Below are 23,212 nucleotides of genomic sequence, written 5' to 3' on the forward strand. Positions count from 1 at the left end.
TCCAGCAAAAGTGTGTCGCGGTTTTGCGTCCGGAATTGCGCAGAAACAAGAGTAATTCCAGCAAAAGTGTGTAGCGGTTTTTGCGTCCGGAATTGCTCAAAAAAACAAACCAGTAGAGCGTGGACTCATTCACGCGATGAGCACACGCTCTAAGATCCCAACCCAGCAAGCGATCAGTAGTCCCAGAAGGCCGCTACCCAGCGAAAGGCGTCGCCGTCGACAGCTACCCGGCCGACTGACGGGAACGGCAGGTGAGTGGCCACCAGCTGCTCGCCGGTCTCCGCCAGTTCCCGCAGTAGACGGACCCGAACGCGCGCCGCCTCCTCGGGGTCGTGCTCGAAGCCGTTGAACCAGTCGGGGTGCTCAAAGCCGACCGCGAATACGGCGTCGCCGGCAAACATCAGCCGGTCGCCGCCGGACGCCAGGCGGATCACGCTGTGCCCGGGGGTGTGGCCGCCGGTACGAGAGACGACCACGCCCGGCGCCACCTCGTACTCGTCGTCGAACAGCCTGAAATGGCTGCGATACTCTTTGGCGAACCGCTCGGCGGTCGCCCGAAGCGCGTCCGGGAAGCCCGGCGGCATGGAGACACGGGAAAAATCAGGCGCCTCCCAGAACTTGACCTCGGCCGCCGCCACGTGGATCCGCAGGTCCGGACGCAACTGGTCCTTCACCCCATCGACCAGCAGCCCGCCAATGTGGTCCATGTGCATGTGGGTCAGGACCACATCGGTCACCGACGCAAGATCGATACCGGCGGCTTCCAGCCGCTTGATCAGCTGCCCGGCCCGCGGCAGGTGCAGGTCCGGGTCGATCCCCAGCCCGGCATCGAGGAGTATGGTCTGGTCGCCGCTGCGCACCACGACCACGTTCAGCGCCCAGTCGAAAGCGTCCGGCGGCAGGAACATCTCTTTCAGCCAGGCCGCTCGGACGGACGGATCGGCGTTGTGTCCCAGCATCGCGGTTGGGAGCGGTAGCACTCCATCGCTGACCACCAGCACCTCAATCTCGCCGACCTGCACCGCGTAGCGCGACGGAACCAATTCGTCGAGCCGAGGTCTGCCGGGGTGTGCGGTGTTTTCCAGGCTCATCTTTGTCTCAAGGTTCATGTTCGTCTCCTTCTGACCGCCGCCCTAAACACGGCATCGACGACGCTACAGGGAGGCGTGTTTGCGATCGATTGGGTCGAGGGATAAGGGCGGGTGGGGCCGAGGGACAGGGCAAGCCATACCAGGGCATAGGTGCGGGCCTCGCTTTGTGCTGCCGGCGGCGCGCTGATGGAGGCAGAGTCGATCAGATCAACGAACGCGGCAAGCCTGCTACCGCCATTTCTCGATGAGAAATCCCGATGGTCCTTGAACGGGATCGGTGTGGGGTAGGAAAACTGACGAGATTTTCGTCAGCGTCTCGGTTGAAGCAGCCGAAGTCTGAATGTCGGCATGCTGTCCCTTAGGATAAGCGCCGATGACCTGGAAGTCCGACGTGCAACCGAGATTTCGGTGCCCTGTCCCGGCTGGAAGCACCAGACAGTCTCCGGCCGCAACCGCGATTGCTTGACCGCCGGGACCACCAATCAGCAGCGTGGCGCTACCACGTGCAATTCCCAGCACTTCATGGGCACCGGAATGGTAGTGCTGATAATCGAAGACACCGTTTGTCCAGATGCCTGTCCAACCGTTTGCCGCGAAGCGACGCTCGAAATCGATCGGTCCGCCGTCGGCAAACAGCCCTCTGTAAAGCAATACAGGAAGATGCGGGTTGTTCGGGACCCAGTCGCTCGGCCCGAAAATGATCGTCTCGGTGTTCATGCTGAATTCCCAAGCTAGTCGTCGATTGCCGCGACGCGACGGCCATCGAGCCGTCGACGGTTGTTCGCCCAAGTCTCTCGCGCCTTCTCCATTGAACTCATCTGCGCTGATGTTCTCGAGTCTAAACCTTGGCGGTCGCCAACGGTTCCTTGACGTGCCGTGGTTTCGGAGACGACGCATTGGAGGTGTTCCCCCCTTTTTAAGCTCATCAATGATGTTGGTATCGCCGGCGGCGGCCACCAATGTGGGGAACCGGTCCAGGCCGGTCATGATGCCGTTTTACAGGCTGCCGGGAGGCACCTTGCCTTCGAGCACCGTCTTTTCGATAGGCGACTGGTCTGCGAAAGGGTGAGAATTGGAAGGCTTTGGAAAGGTCGCCGAATGCCCGCCACCGCAGCGCATCGCGGAGACAACTTCCGACGAAGACGGTGCAGTGGCGGGTCGGTGGAGTCCGTCAGAGCGTGTCGATCAGGCCTCCGTCCACGCGCATCGAAGCTCCAGTCGTTGCGGACGCCAAAGGGGAGGCCAGATAGGTGACGAGATTGGCAATTTCCTCGACGCTCGCGGCGCGTTGGATGATCGAACCGGCGCGGTGCTTCTTGACGAAGTCCGCCGCCACCTCCTCGATCGGTTTCCCCGTCTTCGCACGTTCCTCTGCGAGCATCGCCTCGACACCCTCGGACAGCGTGGGGCCGGGAAGGACGGAGTTCACGGTGACGCCGGTGCCAGCCATGCGCTTGGCAAGGCCGCGGGCAACCGCGATGTCTGCGGTCTTGCTGACACCGTAGTGGATCATCTCGACGGGTATGTTAAAGCCGGATTCCGACGCGATGAAGATGACGCGGCCCCAATCGAGCTTCTGCATGCCCGGAAGATATGCGCGCGAAAGCCTGACGGCGGACATGACGTTCACCTGCCAGTGGCGGTCCCATACCTCGTCGTTCGCATCGAAGAAGTCTAGGGGCTGGAAGATGCCCGCGTTGTTGATGACGATGTCGACGTGGGGAACTTGGGCGACAAGAGCGTCACATCCGCCAGCGGTTGCGAGATCCGCTGCCGCCGCGGTCACGCTTCCCTTGGCGCCTTCGCCTTTCAGGCGGTCGGCGGCCTTCGCGGTCTTTTCCTTGGACCGGCCGTTGACAACCACGTCCGCACCCGCCCTCGCGAGCTGGCGGGCGATTGCGTATCCAATGCCTTCAGTGGATCCGGTAACCAGAGCGGTCTTGCCTGTGAGGTCGATCTGCATCTTCTGCTCCTGTGAGGTTGGATGAGAGAACGTATGAACTGGCGACCGATCGCGCAACAGCCTATGATGCGGATAATCCTTCCCCTTCCATTGGGGCGGCCGCGGGGCCTAGAACCGAAGTAGCTCTCGCCAGGTTTATCGAAGTCGCCGATCCGGCCCGCCTGGAAGACAATGATCGCACCTTCTTCACTACGGCGGGCTTTTTTGGCGCTTCACGACGAGAATGCCAGCCAACCCCTGGTCACAAACACCGCGCAGATCATCGCGGGTGGTGGCGGGCAAAAAGCTAGGATGGTCGCCAGAACAGCGGTATTCTGACCTGCGTCGTGGATGCGTCGATCGCATCCACGACGTTCTGTTGCCCGAGGCTAAACGCGCTTAGAATGGTTTGAGCGGCTCGGGAAGCAGATCTATCGGAAAGTCCTGATAGGAGACCGGGCGCAAGAAGCGGTAGATCGCCAAGGTCCCTACTGAGGTCGATCGTCCGTCCGATGTGGCTGGATAGGGTCCGCCATGGACCATCGCCGGGGATACCTCGACCCCCGTTCCGAAGCCGTTGACGAGAAGTCGGCCGGCCAGAAGCTCCAACTGCGAGATCATCGGCGAGGCGGCCCCGATGTCCCCGGCATCTACGTGCAGGCCGATGGTCAACTGACCTTCCAGCGATCCCACGACCCTTCGCAACTCCTCATCGTCCCGGCAGCGGACGATCAGTCCCGACGCGCCGAAAACCTCTTCCTGAAGTTCCGGGTTCGCGAGGAATGCAGCCGCGGTTGTCTCGAAGAGCGCCGCCGCGGCCTGATGGGGCGTCCCCTCCTTCCCCGCGGCCACTTGCGAGACGGAAGACGATGACGACAGCCTTGCGACACCATTGCGATATGCATCACAGATGCCACCAGTCAGCATTGTTTGAGCCTGCGATTCCGAAAGCGCTGCGGCGGCACTCCCGATGAAGGCATCGAGGCCCGCACCCTCGACGGCGATGATCAGGCCAGGATTGGTGCAGAACTGGCCAGCGCCGAGGATCAGAGAGGAGACGAACGATTTTCCGATCTCCGCTCCTCTGCTGCGAAGTGCATTGGGATAGAGGATGACAGGGTTGATGCTGCTCATTTCGGCGTAGACCGGTATCGGCTGCTTCCGCTCCGAGGCGATCTTCATCAACGCGGTGCCGCCACGACGCGAGCCTGTGAAGCCGACGGCGCGTATGCGGTGGTCGGCGACGAGGGTCTGGCCCACCTCGAATCCCGCGTCGAACAAAAGCCCAAACGTCCCCCGCGGAAGGCCGCATGCTGCGACCGCGTCCGCGACGGCTCTGCCGACCAGCTCGGACGTGCCGGGATGGGCGGAGTGCGCCTTGACGATAACCGGGCAGCCGGCGGCGAGGGCGGAGGCGGTGTCACCGCCAGCGACAGAGAAAGCGAGGGGAAAATTCGATGCCCCGAACACCGCGACAGGGCCGAGAGCAACGTTTCGCAGCCGAAGGTCCGGCTTTGCAACTGGCCTGCGCTCCGTATCAGCCGGATCGAAGCGAAGTTCCTGAAACCTGCCGTCGCGAACCTCCTTGGCGAACAGGCGAAGCTGGCCGACGGTCCTGGCGCGCTCTCCCTCGATACGGCCGCGTGGCAGGCCAGTCTCGTCAATTGCGCGCAGGACGAGATCGTCGCCGATTGCGACGATGCCTTCGGCGATTGCTTCCAGGAACCGAGCTCGATCGTCGAGCGACGTCTCCTTGTAGATCGGGAAGGCGTCCCATGCCAAACTCGTGGCCGCTTCCACCTGCTCCTTCGTCGCGCCGGCAAAGCGCGGTTCCATCGGGTTGCCGTTGGCGGGATTGATTGCGGAGAATGCCGCGGCCGCGCCACGTACGTTTGCGCCGCCGATAATCAGGTCGCCGGAGAGTGTCATCGTGGATCCTTTCAAAATGAGAAGCCATGGCCGCCCTCGCATGCTGAATGGAGGCTTTGCGTAACCGTCTGAGTATGGCTGTCGAACTCACATAGGCATCCACGGCCGGTATGCCAAGCCTTCGCTCATCAAAAGTATTACTTTTCAAGTCGTGCTAGATTCGGCGCGCGCATTTGCGACCGCCGAATGCTGATGATCCTTGATCACGGTTTTTGGGCACGCGCATGCCTGCCTCCGTTTAGGCGACGGGGGTAGCCTTTGTTCACCTTGCGGCGCGCGCTCCCTTTGGTTTCCGATTGATGCGTTGCTCGGCTCGTGCGCGAGCTGGCCCCCATCTCGGAAGGCGTCCCTGCATTTCCAACAGCCGCCGCCGCGCTCGCTCCTATCAGGGCGAAGGCGGAGGCGGCCTCGCGCGACGATTTCACGAACATGTGGTCGGGACGGGGCCGCGAAACTCGCTTCGAGGACCGGCGCGGAAACGCTGACTCGTGAGCTAGCTGAGACGGTGTCCGCGAATGATCGGTGCGACATCGGTGCCAAGGAGTTCGATCGACCGGCGCATTGCTTCGGTTTCCAAGGCGGCGGTGCTCATCTGGAAGGTGAGGCGAGAAACTCCGCCCAATGTCCTGTTGACATGCTCGATCTTTGCCGCAACTGTCTGCGGGCTGCCAACCAGAAACGCCCCGTCCGGGCCGCACATGAAGTCGAATTGCGCCTGCGTTGGCGGTGGCCAGCCCCGTTCCCGTCCAGCGTCCGTGAACATCTGGAACCAGCCAGGAAAGAATGCTTCCCTGGCTGCTTTGTCAGTCTCTCCGACAAAGCCGAGAGCGTGCACGCCGATTCTCTGTTCCTCGGTTGGGTGGCCCGCGGCGAGCCATGCACGTCGATAGAGTTCGACCAGCGGCAGAAACCGCTCGAAACTACCGCCGATGATAGCGACCATCAGAGGCAAGCCAAGTGTTCCGGCGCGGATGAAGGATTCGGGCGTCCCGCCGACACCCAGCCAGATTGGCAAGGTTGGCTGGTGCGGACGGGGAAAGACACCCTGGCCGCCGATGGGCGGTCGAAAGCGGCCCTGCCACTCGATACCGGGCTTTTCCCTGATCTTTAGCAACAGGTCCAGCTTCTCCGCGAAGAGGGCATCGTAGTCCCGAAGGTCGAATCCGAACAGCGGATAGGCCTCGACCGACGAGCCGCGGCCGACTACGATTTCCGCTCGCCCGCGCGATATCAGATCCAATGTGGCGAACTGCTGAAAGAGCCGCACGGGGTCGGCGGCGCTGAGGACGGCAACAGCGCTTGTCAGCCTGATCGACTTCGTGCGCGCCGCAGCGGCCGCAAGGATCACGGCTGGCGCGGAATCAAGTGCGTTTTCTCGATGATGTTCGCCCATGCCAAAGACGTCGAGACCGACTTGATCGGCCAGCTCGACCTCTGCAAGTACGCTCTCCATGCGATCGACGGCTGACTGCAGTCGTCCCGTAGCGGGGTCGTTCAGCAGCATCGCAAAACTATCGATACCGATTTCCAACGAAGGATCCTTTCGAGGCACTGTTGCCACCCAACCGCGGTGGTCGCTGAGTTTCGGCGCTTCCAGCTTCTGAATGACTCGCCTTGGCGCCGCGATGGAGCGGACAGGACGGTGTTTATCTGGCAGAAAGCGCCTCCCGCTTCATCACACGATGACAGGCGTCCCACTACCCGTCATTTTCTGATGGATACTATCCAAATATCCGATAGGTGAGTTCCTTCCTACCTATTGTCATGACAATCCTCGGAAAAGCCGTCCACCGATGACGGTGGTTATGCCCATGCGTCCGCGTCGATGACTGCCTGAGCGAAAGCCTCTGGTGACTCCTGCGGGAGATTATGACCTGTACCGCCCTCGATCAGACGGTGTTCGTATTTGGCCTTGAATTTTCCGGCATAGGCCTTCGGACCAGGATGCGGTGCCCCATTGGCATCGCCTTCCATCGTGATCGCAGGCACGTGGATGCCGGGAGCGGATGCGAGCTTGGTTTCGAACTCGTCGAACCGCTTCTCTCCCTCCGTCAGTCGGAGCCGCCAACCGATCGCGACATGGTCCGGATTGGCGAATGCCGCGGCACTTCGTTCAAACGTGTTGTCGTCGAGTTTCCACCGAGGAGAGGCGAGTTTCCAGATGAGCCTGGTGCTGCAGGGGCGCCTCGGCCTCAGGCGACGGACCATCCACCGTCCACCAGCAGGTTCGCGCCAGTGATCAGGCTCGCAGCCGGCGATGCTAGGAAGACCACGGCACCCACCACATCATCGGTTTCACCGATCCGGCCGAGTGGAATGTGACCGAGCGTCGCTTCGCGATTGTCGGCATCGGATAGAAAAGGTGCTGTACCATCCGTGTGGATGAACGTCGGCGATACGGTGTTTACAGTGACATTATAGCGTGCCCATTCGGCTGCAAGGCAGCGCGTGAGGTGATTGATGGCCGCCTTGCTCATGCAATAGATTGCCTCGCCGCGCAGTGCCACGGTACCGGCCTGTGAGCTGATGTTGATGATCCGGCCCCCATTGCGCTTGATCATGTGCCGGCCCACAGCCTGCGTCATCAGAAAGGTGCCCTTGATGTTGACATCGAGTATCTCGTCAAGATCCTTCTCCTCAACGAGTTCCGCGAGATTGCCTGGAGCCACGCCGACATTGTTGACCAGGACGTCGATCCGACCAAATGTCGTCAACGCTGCGTCGACGGCTTGTGCGATATGGGCCTTGTTGGGAATGTCCAGTTCAACAGGGAGAACCTTTCGTCCCACTCCCTCGAGTTCGGCAACCAGGGCCGCCGACGCTGCGACATCGCGCACACCCAAAACGATATCAGAACCTGCTGCGGCACAGGCAAGTGCGCAAGCTCGACCGATCCCACGGCTCGCTCCCGTCACTAAGGTCACCTTGCCCTCAAGGCTGAAGTCCGGCGCATTCTTCTGCATCACGATGCCTCCCTCGATGAAGCTCATTTATGGCAGCGTCGGCGTGCGGATGCCAGATATTCTGCGCATGCTGAGGAGTGTCCCTTTGACCAATGGCCTATCCCGCAACGTGGGACGCTGTTCCCGATAGGCCGCGCAAAAAGCCGCATTGCCCATCGGTACCGGCGACGGACGGCGCAGGAGCCCACGCACCTGCTGCATGGCCAGGAAAATCGGCAGCCGGCAGCCTAGCCGATCTGCATCAGGATCGGAAAGGTCTGCTGGAACCAGATCGCCACATTGCTGACCCATCCGAATAGGAAGGCGAGGCCGGTCAGCACGAGGAAGAGACCCATCACCTTTTCCACCGTGCCGAGATGGCGGCGGAAGCGCGAGAGGAAGCGCATGAAGGCGCCGGAAAAGCCGGCGGCGATCCAGAAGGGGATGGCAAGGCCGAGCGAATAGATGGCGAGCAGCCCGGCGCCGGAGCCGACCGTCTCGCGCGAGGCGGCAACGCCGAGGATGGCGCCGAGCACGGGACCGATGCAGGGCGTCCAGCCGAAGGCGAAGGCAAGCCCCATGACATAGGCGCCCGTCAGCGTCCCGGGATTACCGCCGTCCTGGAAGCGCGCCTCGCGGGTCAGCAGCCCGATTCGGAAGAGGCCGAGGAAATTCAGCCCCATGACGATGATGATCAGCCCGCCGATCTTCGACAGGAGGTCGAGATGCTGGCGAAGCGCCATGCCGATGCTGGAAGCACCGGCGCCGAGCGCCACAAAGACGGTCGCAAAGCCGAGCGTGAAGAAGAGGGCAGAGAAGAAGACGCCGCGCCTGACACCAGGCGCGACCGCAACCGCACCGCCGCCGCGGAACTGCTCGACCGAGATTCCGGCCATATAGCAGAGATAGGGCGGGACGAGGGGAAGCACGCAGGGCGACAGAAACGAAAGCGCCCCGGCTATCAACGCGCTCCACAGGGAAATATCGGCAATCGACACGCATTCTCTCCGGCTGCAATCTGCGTGATGTTCCTAGCTTTGCAGGCCAGGGATTGCCAATCACCTTTTTGCGCACGCAGGAAATCTGTGTTTGCACGCAAGACATCTGTCTTGCGCTTGGCAAGAAATGTGCCGACCGCCGGAAAAAAGGCAAATTTTTCGGTTGACCGCAATGGGTCGCCTGCCTATGTTCCGCCCACTTCCAGCCGGGGTGGGCACACCCGCGGAGAGGGAGAGCGTAGCTCAGCTGGTAGAGCAACTGACTTTTAATCAGTAGGTCTCGGGTTCGAACCCCGACGCTCTCACCAAGTGTCATCCGGGAGGCAGGCGTAGGTTTGTAGGCATCCGCGCGACGGATACTTGAAGAAGTTCACTGGACAGACGTTGCCCTTGCCCCGCCGATGGCGCCGCGGCAAGCGTTCGCGCCAACAGGGCGGCATGTTTCCTGCGTCGATGCTGCCATTGTCATCTTCTGAAATGCGCCCAGACGCCTGTTCATCAAGCGGAACAGGATGTCGTCGGTTTCAGACCGGCAGCCCGAGTTGTTTTCGGAGGCTCTTGTCGAATGCGAATGCAGGGACGAAGCGGCGCAGAAAACTGACCTGTCGTGCCATTTTTCCGGCCGTATAACGCCTCTTTGGAGCGGGATCAGTCGCAGCGGCAATAATTGCCTTTGCCACCACGTCGGGCGCGTCGCCTATTTCCATTGCTTTCTGCACGACTACATTCATGCCAGCGCGCGCAGAGTCATATATATCGAGCACCTGATCCGGCTTGGCGAGATTGTCTTCGAACGACGTCCGGGTGTAGGCTGGCTCGACCAGCGAAACGCGAATGCCGAAGGCGCGCAATTCGTGATCGAGTGATTCGGAATAACCCTCGATGGCATGTTTGGTCGACGAGTAGAGCGCGAAATAGGGAGCGGGGATGAACCCCTGTACCGAGCTCAAATTCACGATTCTGCCCTTCCCTTGGCGTCGCATAATCGGCAACACCGCGTTGGTCACACGCCGAAGACGTTCACGTCGAACAACGACTTGGCCTGGGCCGTTGAGGACTCCTCCGCGCCACCAAGCAGCCCCATGCCAGCATTATTGACAAGAAGATCGATGCGGCCGGCCTCTGCGAGCACGTCATCAACCAGTTTCGCCACCGACGCGTCGTCGGTCACGTCGCATGTCAGCATGGATACACCGTCGCTCCTCTGGGTTGCGGGGCGGCGGCTGGTTCCGAACACGCGAAAGCCCGCGTTCTGCAGGGCTGCGGCCGTTGCATACCCGATGCCGGTGGATGCCCCAGTCACCAAGGCTACGCCAAGATTGTTCTTGTTCATGGAAATCACTTCTTTCTGTGTGATGAGCTGCTGCTTCTAAAACTCGGGTAGGCTTTCTGCGACTTACAAGCAAAAGGGAGGTCTCCGACGATGTCGTCAGGCAGTCGACGGATACCGCTTTGGCCTGTTCCCTAAATATGCGGCTTATGCAGGAGCCTTAGGACACACTCACCTTGCCGGGCGGGAGCTAAACTTCGGCACTTTTCGGCGCCAGGTCATTGAACCCGGCTTAGCCTTCAGCGACATCGTCGCCGCGCGCAATGCGCCTGACTTCGCCAGCCGCTGCGTTAAGGATGCCTCGTGAAAGGTCCTCGTCTTCCATAATCCGCGACAGCGTGACGGCGCCCACCATGAGAGACAGTATGGCCATCGCCCCGCCGCTGGGACTAGAGCTCGTGTCGCTGGCCATCAGTTCATCCAGAACCTCGAAGTGAGCCCGGATCCCGTCTTCAAATGGGCGCCTGACCTCTTTGCTCTGGCGAGCCGCGTCCGATCCCAGCGCCACAAGTGGGCAGCCTTCTGACTTTTCACCTCTGTGGTCCGATGAAAGATAGAACGCCATGACTGCCTCAAGGGGATCGGAGCTGTTTGCCGCCGCTGCAGACCATCTCCGTGTGGCGCTTTCCATCGCACGCCGCGATGCTAGTGCGGCGAGGTCGTCCTTCGACGCGAACTGCTTGTAGAAACCTCCCTGGGTCAGGCCGGCCCCTTTCATCAGATCTTTTAGCCCAATTCCATCGAAGCCATGTTCTCGGAACAGACGGCTTGCGACGTTGATCACCGTTTCGCGATTCTCTTCAGCCTGTGCCCGGCTCACTCTCATATCGACCTCCGGTTAGATTTTGTTTGACATCTATAACAAAAATAGATTTAGATCGCAATCTAAATTATCCGTGTCGTCCGTCAAGAAGAGAAACCCAAATGAAACGCAAACTTGTCCTGACTTTCGTAGGTCTCGTGGCAGCGGCCGGCGCAGCCGGGGCCTTTTTCGTGGTTTTTGAACCCAGCAAGCAGGAAGCGGTGGCCGCTGATCCAAGAACAGCGTCACCGCTCGTAAGAGTGGTGGAGGCAACGACCACCGGTGCGGCTGAGCGCTCTTTCACAGGCACTGTCGCTTCCCGGGTGCAAAGCAACCTTGGTTTTCGTGTTCCCGGCAAAATCGTCGAGCGGATGGTCGACGTCGGGCAGCAGGTGAGGCAAGGCCAGGCGCTGATGCGCATTGACGAGACCGATCTCCAACTCGCGCTGACAGCAAAGCGTAATACCGTTACCGCAGCACGTGCTGTCTTGGTTCAGGCGCAAGCAGACGAAAAGCGCTATGCGGCGTTGGTAAAAAATGGCTTGGCAGCTACTCCGCAGCGTTATGAACAGGCAAAAGCAGCACTCGACACAGCCTCTGCTCAGCTTGCTGCGGCAGAGGCCGACGCCAAGGTGGCCGAAAATGGGACTGCATACACGCTTCTTGTTGCCGACGCTGATGGAACCATAACCCAGACCCTTGGAGATCCGGGACAAGTCGTGGCAGCGGGCCAGACGGTCGTTCAACTGGCGCAGGCGGGCCCGCGCGAGGCTGTTATCTGGCTTCCGGAGACCCTGCGGCCCAAGATTGGCTCCGAAGCGCAGACCAGCGTCTATGCAGGCGGAAGTTTAAGCGGAAAGGCCAAACTTCGGCAGATCTCGGATTCCGCCGATCCGCAAACCCGTACCTACGAGGCGCGTTATGTTCTCGAAGGCGATGCGGCTTCCGCCCCGCTTGGCTCGACAGTGACGATTGGAATTCTCGATGCTGACCGCCAGTCGGAGGTTGCTATACCAGTGGGCGCAATTCTGGATGACGGTAGTCGCACTGGAGTGTGGGTCGTCAACGGCACAACATCAACGGTGAAGTTCACTCCGGTCAAAGTTCAGCAGATTGGCGAGGAGATGGCATTCGTCACGGGAATTGGAACTGGAGAGCAGGTTGTCGCGCTGGGCGCGCATCTCCTCGCCGACGGCGCGGTCATCAGGATTGCCTCGCAGCAGGAGGCAAAAAAGTAATGAACTTCAATCTGTCAGCCATCGCCGTTCGCGAACGTGCCATCACCCTGTTCTTTATTGTGCTGCTGGCCGCCGCTGGCGCCTACGCCTTCGTCAAGCTGGGGCGCGCCGAAGATCCGTCTTTCACAATCAAGACCCTAACTGTTACTTCGGTCTGGCCAGGTGCCACTGCCCGTGAAATGCAGGACCTTGTCGCCGAGCCGCTTGAAAAGCGCATTCAGGAACTCACATGGTACGACCGCGTCGAGACGACAACCCGACCGGGCTACGCTTTCCTGACGGTCACCCTCAAGGATAACACCCCGGCAAGTGCCGTGGCAGAAGAATTCTATCAGGCGCGCAAGAAGCTTAGTGACGAAGCCCGCAATCTCCCTCAGGGCGTCATCGGGCCGTTTGTCAACGATGAATACTCCGATGTGAGTTTCGGTCTCTATGCATTGAAGGCAAAGGGACTGCCAATGCGCGATCTCGTGCGGCAGGCAGAGGTCATCCGGCAGGACCTGCTGCATGTTCCTGGTATCAAGAAAATCAACATCGTCGGGGAACGTCCCGAACAGATTTTCGTCGAGTTCTCCTACGCGAAGCTCGCGACACTCGGCATATCGGCGCAAGATATCGCTGCTGCTTTGCAGCGACAGAACACGGTCACACCCGCCGGCTCGATCGACACCAGGGGGCCACAGGTATTCATCCGGTTCGACGGAGCTTACAACAGTGTGCAGGCCGTTGCCGACACGCCGATCGTGGCCGCTGGCCGTACTTTGAAACTCTCCGATATCGCGGATGTACGGCGCGGTTATCAAGATCCTGCCACCTACCTTATCCGCCATGAAGGCGAGCCGACAATTATGTTGGGTGCCGTAATGCAGGCGGGATGGAACGGACTCGATCTCGGAAAAGCGCTTGAGGCTCGATCCGCCACGATCGCGGAGACACTGCCGCTGGGGATGACGCTCACCAAGGTCAGCGATCAGGCTGTCAACATCGAGGAGGCCGTCGGCGAGTTCATGCTCAAGTTCGCCATGGCGCTTGGCGTCGTGCTGTTCGTAAGTCTAGTCGCACTCGGCTGGCGCGTTGGCATTGTCGTCGCGCTTGCCGTGCCGCTCACACTTGCCGTGGTCTTTCTCATCATGCTGGAAACCGGGCGCTTCTTCGACCGCATCACGCTCGGCGCTTTGATCCTTGCGCTGGGCCTTCTTGTGGACGATGCCATCATCGCCATTGAGGTGATGGTCGTGAAGATGGAAGAGGGCATGGACCGCATCAAGGCGGCCGCCTATGCCTGGAGCCATACTGCGGCGCCAATGCTGTCGGGCACGCTGGTGACGATCATCGGGCTGATGCCCGTGGGGTTCGCAAAATCAACGGCCGGCGAGTATGCCGGTAACATCTTCTGGGTCGTCGGTTTTGCCCTGATCGTATCCTGGATCGTGGCTGTTACCTTCACGCCCTACCTTGGCGTCAAGATGCTGCCGAACATCAAGCCGGTCGAGGGCGGTCATCACGCCATCTACGACACGCCGAACTACCGTCGTCTGCGTTCCGGCATCGAGTTCGCTGTCCGCCATAAGTTCATGGTCTGCGCCGTGGTAGGCATCACCATGGCCGTTTCGGTTGTTGGGATGGGCGGCGTGAAGCAGCAATTCTTCCCGACATCGGATCGCCCGGAGGTCCTGGTTGAAGTGCGCATGCCCGAGGGCACCAGCATCGAGGCGACGACATCCGCGGTGAAGAAGGTTGAAGACTGGCTACAGACCCAGCCCGAGACCAATATCGTCACAAGTTACGTAGGGCAGGGCGCACCCCGGTTCTTCTTTGCTATGGCACCGGAATTGCCGGATCCCGCCTTCGCCAAGGTCGTCGTTCTCACGCCCGACGCCCATGCGCGCGAAGAACTGAAACACCGCCTTCGTGCCGCTATTTCGGAGGGTCTTGTTCCCGAAGCTTCTGTGCGCGTCACTCAACTCGTGTTTGGTCCGTACACGCCGTTCCCGGTCGAGTTCCGGATCATGGGGCCTGATCAGGATGAACTCTATAAGATTTCCGAGCAGGCTCTGGCGATCATGAAGACCGTTCCCGATGTCCGCCAAGCCAACCGTGACTGGGGCAACCGAACACCTGTTCTGCGATTTGTCCCCGACCAGGAGAGGCTCAATTTGATTGGTCTTTCTCCGTCGGAGGCTGCCCAGCAGATGCAGATGCTGCTCACCGGCATCCCTGTCACGCAGGTGCGCGACAACATCCGCAACGTGCCTGTCGTTGCTCGAAGTGCTGGCGAAAACCGCCTCGACCCGTCACGACTTGCCGACTTTTCGCTGATGAGCCGGGATGGCCGCCAGGTTCCCCTCGATCAGATCGGGCATTCCGAGATCAGGTTCGAAGAGCCGATCTTGAAGCGTCGTGACCGGACCCCGGTCATCACTATAAGGTCTGATATCAACGAGGCGACGCAGCCACCGGAGGTGTCGCAACAGGTAATGAAGGCCCTCCAGCCGCTGATCGCATCGCTTCCCGTTGGATACCGTATCGAGATGGGCGGCAACATCGAGGAGTCATTGAAAGCCAATGTTGCGCTTGCGCAGGTTTTCCCGCTGATGATTGCTGCCATGTTGATCATCATCATCCTGCAGGTTCGCAGTCTCTCGACAATGACAATGGTGATGCTGACCGCACCGCTTGGTCTTGCCGGGGTGGTTCCGACCTTGCTGCTGTTCAATCAACCCTTCGGTTTCAACGCCATCCTCGGCTTGATCGGGCTCGCAGGCATACTGATGCGAAACACGCTTATCCTGACAGAGCAGATCAAGGAGAACCAGGCGGCAGGGCTCGACGACTACCATGCCGTGATCGAAGCGACCGTCCAGCGAACAAGACCTGTTATCCTGACTGCACTCGCGGCGATCCTGGCATTCATACCTCTAACCCACTCAGTGTTCTGGGGGTCGATGGCCTATACCCTGATCGGCGGAACGGCGGCAGGCACCGTGATGATCCTGCTCTTCCTTCCGGCCCTCTATGCTGTGTGGTTTCGGATCAAACCACCCAAAGCAGTTGAGAAAGAGGAAGCGGTCGAACATCAGGCGCGGCCGATAGCGCTGGCGGCAGAATAGGGGCGTCCGTGCCACGTATCGTGATCCCACAGGGCCGCTCGGGCACTGAAGTCGAAATGTGGCGCGAGCGTATCCTCGATGTGGCGGAAGAGCATTTTCGCCGCATCGGTTACCAGAAGACATCTGTCGCAGATATCGCATCTTGCCTCGGGATGAGCAGTGCCAACATCTACCGGTTCTTCCCGTCGAGGGCAGCGATCAACAAGTCGATCTGCGGCCGGTTCATCGAGAAAGCTGCTCGGTTGGCGGATGCAGTCGCCCGGCAAGAGGCGCCGGCTCACGAGAAGCTCGAAAGTCTTTTCAAGCTGCTCCATGAGGAGAGAAGAAAGAACTTCGTTGAAGAGAAGCCGGTCCATGACTTGATCGTCGCTGCAACGGTGGAGAGCTGGCCAGTTATTAGCGCCCATAGCGCTCGTCTTGTGGCGATCATCGAAAATATTATCGAAGAAGGGGCAGACGCCGGCAATTTTAATGTCATCGATGCAGCCCTAGCTGCCCGAAGTGCGATGAATGCGTTCGTGCCTTTTTACCACCCGGTCCTCGTCGAGGAGCGGGTTCGAAACGCCGGGAATGCTGAAGAGGGCCTTGGTGAACAGATCTCGTTTATCCTGCAAGCACTTTGGTGGGAATGACGAAAGTCGCTGCTCGCGCGACCAACAAAGGCGACCTACATGCGCAGCATCGCACGAGGAATACGTCGCTCAGGCGATGTGCCTGGTGGCACTGCACACCTCGTTTGAAGCAATCGCCAATGGCGAACGCATCACCTTGAATACACCTGCGCCACTAGCGATATCGAGCACCCCACGACCAAGCCGAGGCATCCGCGGTCAAGTCGAGAGTATGAACCGAACCATCAAGGCCTCACCCCTACGAGTTCATTTGCAAAGCACGGGCTTCACAACTCCAGCGCTTCACCTTCGATCCGCGCCATCAAATGCCGGGACACTAAACATCTAGGAAATTTTTTGGGGTTCGAACCCCGACGCTTCCACCTTTTCTAGTCATCAAGATAGTTGCCGCAATCTCAGATTAACAGTCGTAGCAACGCGCCCTCGTCCTTCACCCCATGCTGGTACGAATGAATCACCCGCCGAGCCAGATCTTCGCGCTCGGTATCCGTTGTGATTTGTCGCACCGAGCTGATGTGGTCAAATACTCTCTGGCAGAGGGCTATTTCTTCGTCGCTCAACACGGTTTGTGCGTCGGCTATCTGGGATCGGATCATGATCGCTCTCACTTCTTTCGGAACGATAATGGGATGGAACATCTCCTTTTAAAGGGCATGAAGGGAGACACAAGCTCGTGAGGTCTCATCTCTATTTTCCGGATAGGTCTTTGTTCCCATCCGACAACCAGTGTTCGTTCGGGCCGCTCCACACATATGCAGAAGCCGGCTTTCTCCAGGCATTCCAGATCACTTCGTACCCTATCATCTCAAGCGAGAGTAACGCGCCAAGGCCTTCTTCATCCGACAGGCTCCGCAGAGAAACGTTAAGCGGGTCCAGGCCGTGGGTATTTTTGACGTGGGCAGCGGCCTTGCGTCTTTGCCGCAGCAATTGAGCTTCCCTCTGTCCTATACCGCACATTGAAGTCTCCGGAAGTTGGCATAAAATCAGTTCGTTGTTACGTGTCACGTCAGCATCTGGGAGGATTGCGATGTTTCAAGGTATGCACGGCTCCAAGTCGGCGCTGGGTCCAGAAGACCTCGCAATGATCGAGGACATCTATGACGAATGGTGCGCCGCACGCTGCTGCCCCAAGGATAGCCTAAGTGCGATCAAAGCAGCTCAAGAGTTGATCTCCATGTTCGAACATGGAGTACGATCAAAAGATGATCTCCGCATTATGGTCGGCACCATAGGTACCCATTTGCTCAAACACTGAAGTGGAGGAGGCTGAAAGGCATCTCAGGGGAAGACCAGTGAAGGATCGATGATCAGTCACACCAGTTGTCCCGCTGCTTCGGAAGGCCCTCGGAAGAGATTGAAGCCGCCGGCGATCAGCCGCTGGCGAGCGCTTGCGAGCATGGCCTGGAATGTCGTTTACGTGCGTCGGTGCAGGATAACGCGACGCTTGATGAAGTCGGCTAAGACACAGGAACCAACTTCCACGTGGCAATGCCTGAACAAAAACCCGGTGAAAGCCGGGTTTTTGTTGTCGAAGAAACTAAGGCGCTTCCAGCCACCTCGGGTGCTCCTGGTACGGCCAAGCGCCGTCGGATGCCATTAATATCGACCACTTGAAGCCTCGTTCCAGCGTGCTGCCGCCTTCCAGCCTCACGCCGCTAAGGTTATCGGCGTTCAGCCATCATAATGGCCCGAAAGTGCTGCCTCCGCAGATTTGACAACCACGGCGATATTCACGCCCTTCGTCAAGGTTGTCCCGGTCGCGCGAAGATCGGTCACCACTTTCAGGCCGCCTGATTTGGGCTCCGGGAGCGGCACGACGGTGCCGTTGTCCAGATCAGCGATCCAGAGTTCGTCTCGGCCGTCAACACTAATAATAACAACTGTAGCCATGGTTTTCCCTCCAAGGATTGATGTTTAAAATCCAGCTTTCTTCAGGCCTTCACGATAAAGATCTTTATGCCACTGCTCTTTACTTGGAACAGCAGACAACCACTTGTCCACATCGAAGGCCGGGTTGCCTTCGCGAAACCTCCTGACGAAGACCCGCGCCTTGTCCTGACGGCCCAGCATAGCCCAGCTTGCGGCAGATAGCCTATCCGCGAGACTCGGATCGGCCATCTGCCCGATGTAATCCAGGGACTCTTCAAAAGCTCCGAGGGCGTAGTTCGCTCCCGCGGCGGTCCAAAAATAAGTGTCGGGAGCAAGCGGGTTCAACTCGATTGCCCGCTCGATCTTTCGCAAGGCCATCGCGGGGAGCGAACAATGAACCAAGGTGTCTGCATAGTCGGCAATCACGTCGGCATAGTGTGGAGCAAGGCTCTCGGCCACTTCCATTGCCTCGGCGCTTTCGTCAAATGCCCCCTGTAACAGTTTGGCGACCCCGAACTCGCGATATCCATCAGCGAAGTCCGGACGCGTCTCGGTGGCCTGCTTTGCCAAAATCTCCGCCGATTGCAAAAGATCGGCATCACCCCTGGCCGTCAACAACCATTCCTTCGAGTAGGTCCGGGCCATCGAACTCAGCGCCGGCGCGAAATCGGGGCTGACGCTGAGTGCGGCTTTCATTTCCTTGCGCGCACGCCGCAGATTCGGAAGCGTCAATCGCGCCAGGTGCCGCCTGCCGACAAGATATCGATGGTAAGCGATCGGGTTCAGATCTTCGCGCAACGTCTCATGGCGCTCGATTTCACTGGACACCGAGAGAGCGATCCGTCGGGCGACAGTTCTCCGATCTTTGACGAGATCCATATGATCAAGGCTGAATCTTTCCGCCCAAACTATTTGATTTTGGTCGAAAAAGATCAGTTGGGCGAACAGGGTGACGTCATCGTCCGTGTTGCTGATCCGGGTATCGAGAATATAATTGACGCGATGCCGTTCAAAGAAGGCTTTCTGCGTCTCCATGTGGTGGCCGATTTGAACCGCCGAATAGGGGGCTATGACCTCCAGGCTGTTGAAGGCGCAAAATCCGATTGTGATATCTTCCACCAAAGATGCGGCTAAAAAACCGGCTTGGGGTCGCGCGGATTGGTTCTTGGGCGGAAGCAGCACCAGGCGGGGAATTGCAATCCGGATATCTTCGGGCTCAACGGGAAGAGCGGCCTCGAGTTTCGGCTTTGCAGGCGCTGATGTCGGACGGAGGGATTTTGCGTCATCGTCACCGGATCTGGCGCGCGCGGCGATTCCTCGCAAAATCGAATTCCGCCGCTGTTCAAAATGGTTCCGAAGGGACGCAACTTCCTCTTCCGCCTGGAATATCTGTATGAGCATTTGCAGTGTATCGGGATCCTTCGGCTCCGTCCGAAAGAGGATAACTGCAGCCTTCCTCAGGAGTTCGGATTCCTTCTGCGACTGCGGCAGTCGGGACGCCGTTCTCAATGTATTACCGAGAAGCTCGATATGGCAAATTTCTCGCTCGGCGAGCCACCGTTGAAACTGACGGCTATGACTGTGAACCGGCCCCAGAAAAGGCTGGTTCATGAGCTTCACGAGATGCTTGAGCCGGGAGAACGGTTCAACCTCTTCCTCTGTCCCGGATAGCAGAATGTCGGAAGACAGAGACTCCCGGTCGAGGGTGACCATGTTGCCCTGGGATGAAAGGATATTTATCCCGAGTTCAATTTGACGGGCCTTCATTCTCGAAATCAACTTACGCAAAGTCGCAAGCGTATCGTCCCTATCGGCGTCGCCCCACAGAAAGCTCACTAATGTTGTTCGATCCGCCGAACCTTGGTCGGTGGTGAGCAAATAGGCGAGAAGCAGCAGGCCCTTCTCCGGAAACGCGACCCCATTCCCGTCCTCGTCAACGAGCTGCAACCTACCGAAGGTCTTCAGAACAAGCGCCATTTTGCCCTTCAAGTCATCACATCTCTGCGTCTGCACGAAAGCGCAGTGTGTGTATTGCGCCAGCAGAAGTCGCACTCGCGGCGGACTTTTTCCCAATGCGCCATGAAATTCAATAGTACCTGGAAAACGTATGCTACGTTTTCCAAGTTAACGGGAGAAACGAATTTCGCAATCGGCTTGGCCAAATTATCTTTAAAGAGAATTCCATATAAGATGATGATTATAGATGCACTCACTGGCACCGCGATGGCTGGAAAACGCGAATCGGAGGGCTCCTGCGCTGGGCCCCTGGATTGCCCAATGGCGGGTCAAAGCGACAGCCTGAGCCGAGGGACTTTCTTGCCTGCTACGGCTTTCGCCGCCACGGTCAAAAGATGATCTCCGCATTAGAGTCGGCACGATAGGTCCCATTTGCTCAAACGCCGAAGTGCAACAGGATAAAAGGCGTCGCAGGGCGGCGGCAAGTGAAGGATCTATAATCAGTTAGGCAGTCGTCCCGCTGCTTCGGGAGGCTCTCGGAATAGATTGAGGCCGATGGCGATCAACTGTTGGCGAGCATGGCCTTGGATGTCGTCTACGAGCGTCGATGCAGATAGCGCGATGGTTTATGAAATCGACTATGACACAGGAACCAAATTCCGCTGCGCTCCGTTTTCTCCTCATCAACAGACAGGAGAAATCGACCATGGATTGGAATCGTGTCGAAGGAAACTGGAAGCAGGCGAAGGGCAAGATCAAGGAGCAGTGGGGCAAACTCACTGACGATGATCTCGACCAGATCGCGGGCAAGCGCGAGCAGCTGGAAGGCAAGATCCAGGAGCGGTATGGCCTCCAAAAGGATCGTGTCAGACGCGACATCGATGACTGGACCAGTCGCCAGACTTGGTAGTGCCTGAACAAAAACCCGGTGAAAGCCGGGTTTTTGCTGTGGAAGGAGCTAGTGCCGTCAAGGGTTGTCGGACGTCATGAATATCCGCCAAAAGCCAGAAGAAGTGCGCCGATCGCGATTATGGCCAGCGCTGGCCAGTTTTGCGACACGCCGAGGAATCTGAGGCCCTGGCGTCGTGGTTCCAGCGTGGTGCCGCCTTGCGGCATTTGATGCGGATTACTCGGTCTTCGACCAAGCGCCGACGTAAAGAGAAAAAGAAGTCCGCCGATGATGAGTGCGGCTCCGGTCAGGATTGCCCACATGATGGCCTCCGCTAGCGATGAGCATATTGGTTAAACCAGATCCGGACCTGATCGTTCCGTGAGTGGCTACTCACCTGAACAACCTCCACCTCGGAACCAACAGCGCCCGCATTGAATTTGACCGTTGAGTAATCCTGGAGATCCCCAATGAACGAGACACCAAAGACGGCAATCCGTAGCATGATGTTGTACGTAGCCGCGCTCCTCTTTTTGGGGGTGCTGGCGGGGGCCGTGTACACAATCTATGGCCATCCCGCTGATCCGTCTGAGCGACCAGCGGCCGATACGATTCCGCAAAAAGCTCCGGCTCCGCAGTAAGATACGTCGTTCCGCAATTGATTGATCCCCTTCGAGAGGAACGACCCCGGGTGGGCGCCTGCCAGATCCGGCGCCCACCCGGTCAGGTCGTATTGAAAAGCTCAAGCTCCACAGCAAGAGACCTGCAAGTGGCAAAGAACATGGCTTTAGAGAGCAAGCCAGGAATCCTGTCGCAAGTCCTTCCAACCAGTATGAGGTTTATAATTATAGGTAGAACAACCTGCGACAGAGAAAATCGCCAGCTGCGCAGGACCGATGAGATCGGGGTGGTGCAGTGAGACGAGGTCTCATTAGACCCTGAGAGATCGCATTGGAACAATTGAAATAAGGGAGTCTGCGGATGAGGGAACATGCAGTCGTGGTATCAGGGGCAGGGCCGACGGGCCTGATGCTGGCAGGCGAGCTTGCCTTGGCAGGCGTCGACGTCGCCATTGTCGAGCGCCGACCCAACCAGGAGCTTGCCGGTACGCGTGCCGGCGGTCTGAGTGCGCGCACGCTCGAGGTTCTCGATCAGCGTGGCGTTGTCGACCAGTTCCTTGCGGAAGGGCAGATAGCCCAGGTCACGGGGTTCGCGGTCACACGTCTGGACATCAGCGATTTTCCGACCCGGCACAATTACGGGCTGGCGTTGAGGCAGAAGCATATCGAGCGCATTCTGGCCGGCTGGGTCGGCGAGCTCGAGGTGCCGATCTATCGCGGCCTTGAGGTAACGGGTTTTGCGCAGCACGACACCAGCGTCACCATTGAGCTATCCAATGGCGCTTCGCTCAGGGCACGCTATCTCGTCGGCTGCGATGGCGGCCGCAGTCTGGTTCGCAAGGCTGCCGGCATTGCGTTTGAAGGATGGGATCCGACGACCAGCAACATTCTCGCCGAAGTGGAGATGGAAGAGGAGCCGCCATTGGGCATCCATCGCACGGCCCTTGGCATTTATGCCTTTGGCAGGGAGGAGTATGAAATCCACGACGGCAAGATCGTCTTTGCCAAGGAAGGTCCGGTCGGCGTGATGGTGCCGGAGAAGAATGCCGGCGCCAGGACCGAGCCGACCCTCGGGGATCTCAGGGACGCACTTATCGCCGCCTTCGGAACGGATTACGGACTCCATCGCGTCAACTGGATTTCCAGGTTCACCGACATGTCCAGGCAGGCAACGGCCTACCGCAAGGGCCGGGTACTCCTCGCCGGCGATGCCGCCCATGTGCATTCTCCAGTCGGCGGACAAGGCCTGAATACCGGTGTGCAGGATGCCGTCAATCTCGGTTGGAAGTTGGCCCAGGTGGTAAAAGGCACGTCGCCCGAAGCCTTGCTCGACACCTATCACGCCGAGCGGCATCCGGTTGCCGCCCGCCTGTTGCGCACGACGATGGCGCAGGTCGCGTTGCAGCGGACCGACGATCGCACCGAAGCCTTGCGAGACATCGTGACGGAGCTGCTTGGCATGGAGGAACCGCGCAAACGGATCGCGGCCGAAATGTCGGGACTGGGTATCCATTACGACCTCGGTGAGGGGCATCCGCTGCTCGGCCGCCGCATGCCTGACCTTGACCTCACCACACCTGATGGTCCTCTGCGTCTCTTTACGCTGCTCCAAGATGCGCGGCCTGTGTTCTTGAACCTCGACGCGCCCGGCAGCTTCGACATCGCGCCGTGGTCTGATCGCATCAAGCTGGTCGACGCCGGATATGACGGTGCATGGGAGCTGCCTGCGCTGGGTGCGGTCTCCGCGCCCACCGCAGTGTTGATCCGGCCCGATGGATATGTGGCGTGGGCGGGTAACGGGATGCAGGATGGATTGCAAGAGGCTGTGAATAGCTGGTTCGGACCACCCTGCTAAAGGCCGAGA

The 23,212-nt window shown here is 59.0% G+C and carries 19 protein-coding genes, 1 tRNA gene and 2 pseudogenes; 7 read left to right on the forward strand and 15 right to left on the reverse strand.

Going from position 1 to position 23,212, the window contains the following annotated elements:
• Nucleotides 1-173 precede the first annotated feature (173 nt).
• The 8 genes and pseudogenes from N2A41_RS09395 to N2A41_RS09430 all read right to left on the reverse strand — a co-directional run bounded on the left by N2A41_RS09395 (nucleotide 174) and on the right by N2A41_RS09430 (nucleotide 8,902).
• Nucleotides 174-1,109 (reverse strand): MBL fold metallo-hydrolase, encoded by a 936-nt coding sequence (locus tag N2A41_RS09395; protein WP_260110786.1) that lies wholly within the window; start codon nucleotides 1,107-1,109, stop codon nucleotides 174-176.
• A 210-nt stretch (nucleotides 1,110-1,319) separates the two neighbouring features.
• Nucleotides 1,320-1,808, reverse strand: coding sequence for a cupin (locus N2A41_RS09400; protein ID WP_260110788.1), 489 nt, complete (start codon nucleotides 1,806-1,808; stop codon nucleotides 1,320-1,322).
• Nucleotides 1,809-2,262: 454 nt separating this feature from the next.
• Nucleotides 2,263-3,054 carry an SDR family NAD(P)-dependent oxidoreductase gene (locus N2A41_RS09405; protein ID WP_260110789.1) on the reverse strand — a complete coding sequence of 264 codons (792 nt, stop codon included), beginning with the start codon at nucleotides 3,052-3,054 and terminating at the stop codon, nucleotides 2,263-2,265.
• A 378-nt stretch (nucleotides 3,055-3,432) separates the two neighbouring features.
• Nucleotides 3,433-4,962, reverse strand: coding sequence for an aldehyde dehydrogenase (NADP(+)) (locus N2A41_RS09410; protein ID WP_260110790.1), 1,530 nt, complete (start codon nucleotides 4,960-4,962; stop codon nucleotides 3,433-3,435).
• Between the two features lie 493 nt (nucleotides 4,963-5,455).
• The gene (locus N2A41_RS09415; protein WP_260110791.1) at nucleotides 5,456-6,493 is read right to left on the reverse strand and encodes an LLM class flavin-dependent oxidoreductase; all 1,038 of its coding nucleotides are present in this window, start codon (nucleotides 6,491-6,493) and stop codon (nucleotides 5,456-5,458) included.
• Nucleotides 6,494-6,765: 272 nt separating this feature from the next.
• A pseudogene (locus N2A41_RS09420) lies at nucleotides 6,766-7,131 on the reverse strand (alpha/beta hydrolase); the annotation flags it as partial.
• A 23-nt stretch (nucleotides 7,132-7,154) separates the two neighbouring features.
• Nucleotides 7,155-7,925, reverse strand: coding sequence for an SDR family NAD(P)-dependent oxidoreductase (locus tag N2A41_RS09425; protein WP_026154136.1), 771 nt, complete (start codon nucleotides 7,923-7,925; stop codon nucleotides 7,155-7,157).
• 227 nt (nucleotides 7,926-8,152) lie between these two features.
• Complete coding sequence (locus tag N2A41_RS09430; RefSeq protein WP_260110792.1) at nucleotides 8,153-8,902, reverse strand: cytochrome c biogenesis CcdA family protein; 750 nt, start codon at nucleotides 8,900-8,902, stop codon at nucleotides 8,153-8,155.
• 232 nt (nucleotides 8,903-9,134) lie between these two features.
• Between N2A41_RS09430 and N2A41_RS09435 the strand changes: the two genes are divergently transcribed.
• Nucleotides 9,135-9,210: transfer RNA gene (locus N2A41_RS09435), tRNA-Lys, on the forward strand.
• Between the two features lie 216 nt (nucleotides 9,211-9,426).
• On the opposite strand, the pseudogene N2A41_RS09440 reads toward N2A41_RS09435, so the two are convergent.
• Together N2A41_RS09440 and N2A41_RS09445 are read right to left on the reverse strand one after the other, a co-directional pair.
• Nucleotides 9,427-10,235, reverse strand: a pseudogene (locus N2A41_RS09440) (oxidoreductase).
• A gap of 229 nt (nucleotides 10,236-10,464) precedes the next feature.
• A complete protein-coding gene (locus N2A41_RS09445) occupies nucleotides 10,465-11,058 on the reverse strand; it encodes a TetR/AcrR family transcriptional regulator (protein WP_017964199.1) in 594 nt (197 codons plus the stop codon).
• A gap of 98 nt (nucleotides 11,059-11,156) precedes the next feature.
• Here N2A41_RS09445 and N2A41_RS09450 point away from each other — a divergent pair, with 98 nt between their 5' ends.
• Genes N2A41_RS09450 through N2A41_RS09460 form a run of 3 tightly spaced genes read left to right on the forward strand, consistent with a single transcriptional unit; the run spans nucleotide 11,157 to nucleotide 16,014 of the window.
• The gene (locus N2A41_RS09450; protein ID WP_260110793.1) at nucleotides 11,157-12,272 is read left to right on the forward strand and encodes an efflux RND transporter periplasmic adaptor subunit; all 1,116 of its coding nucleotides are present in this window, start codon (nucleotides 11,157-11,159) and stop codon (nucleotides 12,270-12,272) included.
• Nucleotides 12,272-15,382 carry an efflux RND transporter permease subunit gene (locus tag N2A41_RS09455; RefSeq protein ID WP_260110794.1) on the forward strand — a complete coding sequence of 1,037 codons (3,111 nt, stop codon included), beginning with the start codon at nucleotides 12,272-12,274 and terminating at the stop codon, nucleotides 15,380-15,382. The genes N2A41_RS09450 and N2A41_RS09455 overlap by 1 nt, the downstream gene beginning before the upstream one ends.
• An 8-nt stretch (nucleotides 15,383-15,390) precedes the next feature.
• Nucleotides 15,391-16,014: a TetR/AcrR family transcriptional regulator gene (locus N2A41_RS09460; protein ID WP_311202880.1), complete on the forward strand. Its 624-nt coding sequence runs from the start codon at nucleotides 15,391-15,393 to the stop codon at nucleotides 16,012-16,014.
• 395 nt (nucleotides 16,015-16,409) lie between these two features.
• Here the strand turns inward: N2A41_RS09460 and N2A41_RS09470 are convergent, their stop codons facing one another.
• The gene (locus N2A41_RS09470; RefSeq protein ID WP_017964203.1) at nucleotides 16,410-16,610 is read right to left on the reverse strand and encodes a hypothetical protein; all 201 of its coding nucleotides are present in this window, start codon (nucleotides 16,608-16,610) and stop codon (nucleotides 16,410-16,412) included.
• Between the two features lie 91 nt (nucleotides 16,611-16,701).
• Nucleotides 16,702-16,938 (reverse strand): hypothetical protein, encoded by a 237-nt coding sequence (locus N2A41_RS33315; protein ID WP_085991555.1) that lies wholly within the window; start codon nucleotides 16,936-16,938, stop codon nucleotides 16,702-16,704.
• A 103-nt stretch (nucleotides 16,939-17,041) separates the two neighbouring features.
• On the opposite strand from N2A41_RS33315, the gene N2A41_RS09475 reads away from it, so the two are divergent.
• A complete protein-coding gene (locus tag N2A41_RS09475; protein WP_017964205.1) occupies nucleotides 17,042-17,269 on the forward strand; it encodes a hypothetical protein in 228 nt (75 codons plus the stop codon).
• Nucleotides 17,270-17,685: 416 nt separating this feature from the next.
• On the opposite strand, the gene N2A41_RS09480 is transcribed toward N2A41_RS09475, so the two are convergent.
• Together N2A41_RS09480 and N2A41_RS09485 are read right to left on the reverse strand one after the other, a co-directional pair.
• Nucleotides 17,686-17,904: a hypothetical protein gene (locus N2A41_RS09480; RefSeq protein WP_017964206.1), complete on the reverse strand. Its 219-nt coding sequence runs from the start codon at nucleotides 17,902-17,904 to the stop codon at nucleotides 17,686-17,688.
• Between the two features lie 24 nt (nucleotides 17,905-17,928).
• A complete protein-coding gene (locus N2A41_RS09485) occupies nucleotides 17,929-19,860 on the reverse strand; it encodes a membrane protein (RefSeq protein WP_020486083.1) in 1,932 nt (643 codons plus the stop codon).
• Between the two features lie 685 nt (nucleotides 19,861-20,545).
• Here N2A41_RS09485 and N2A41_RS09490 point away from each other — a divergent pair.
• Nucleotides 20,546-20,749, forward strand: a complete 204-nt coding sequence (locus N2A41_RS09490; RefSeq protein ID WP_026154138.1) for a CsbD family protein — start codon at nucleotides 20,546-20,548, stop codon at nucleotides 20,747-20,749.
• A gap of 74 nt (nucleotides 20,750-20,823) precedes the next feature.
• On the opposite strand, the gene N2A41_RS09495 is transcribed toward N2A41_RS09490, so the two are convergent.
• A complete protein-coding gene (locus N2A41_RS09495) occupies nucleotides 20,824-21,051 on the reverse strand; it encodes a hypothetical protein (RefSeq protein ID WP_017964209.1) in 228 nt (75 codons plus the stop codon).
• A 658-nt stretch (nucleotides 21,052-21,709) separates the two neighbouring features.
• Here N2A41_RS09495 and N2A41_RS09500 point away from each other — a divergent pair.
• The gene (locus tag N2A41_RS09500; protein WP_260110795.1) at nucleotides 21,710-23,203 is read left to right on the forward strand and encodes an FAD-dependent monooxygenase; all 1,494 of its coding nucleotides are present in this window, start codon (nucleotides 21,710-21,712) and stop codon (nucleotides 23,201-23,203) included.
• The last annotated feature ends 9 nt before the right edge of the window (nucleotides 23,204-23,212 follow it).

Origin of the sequence: Rhizobium sp. SRDI969 (assembly GCF_025152725.1) — a bacterium.
GTDB lineage: Bacteria > Pseudomonadota > Alphaproteobacteria > Rhizobiales > Rhizobiaceae > Rhizobium > Rhizobium leguminosarum_I.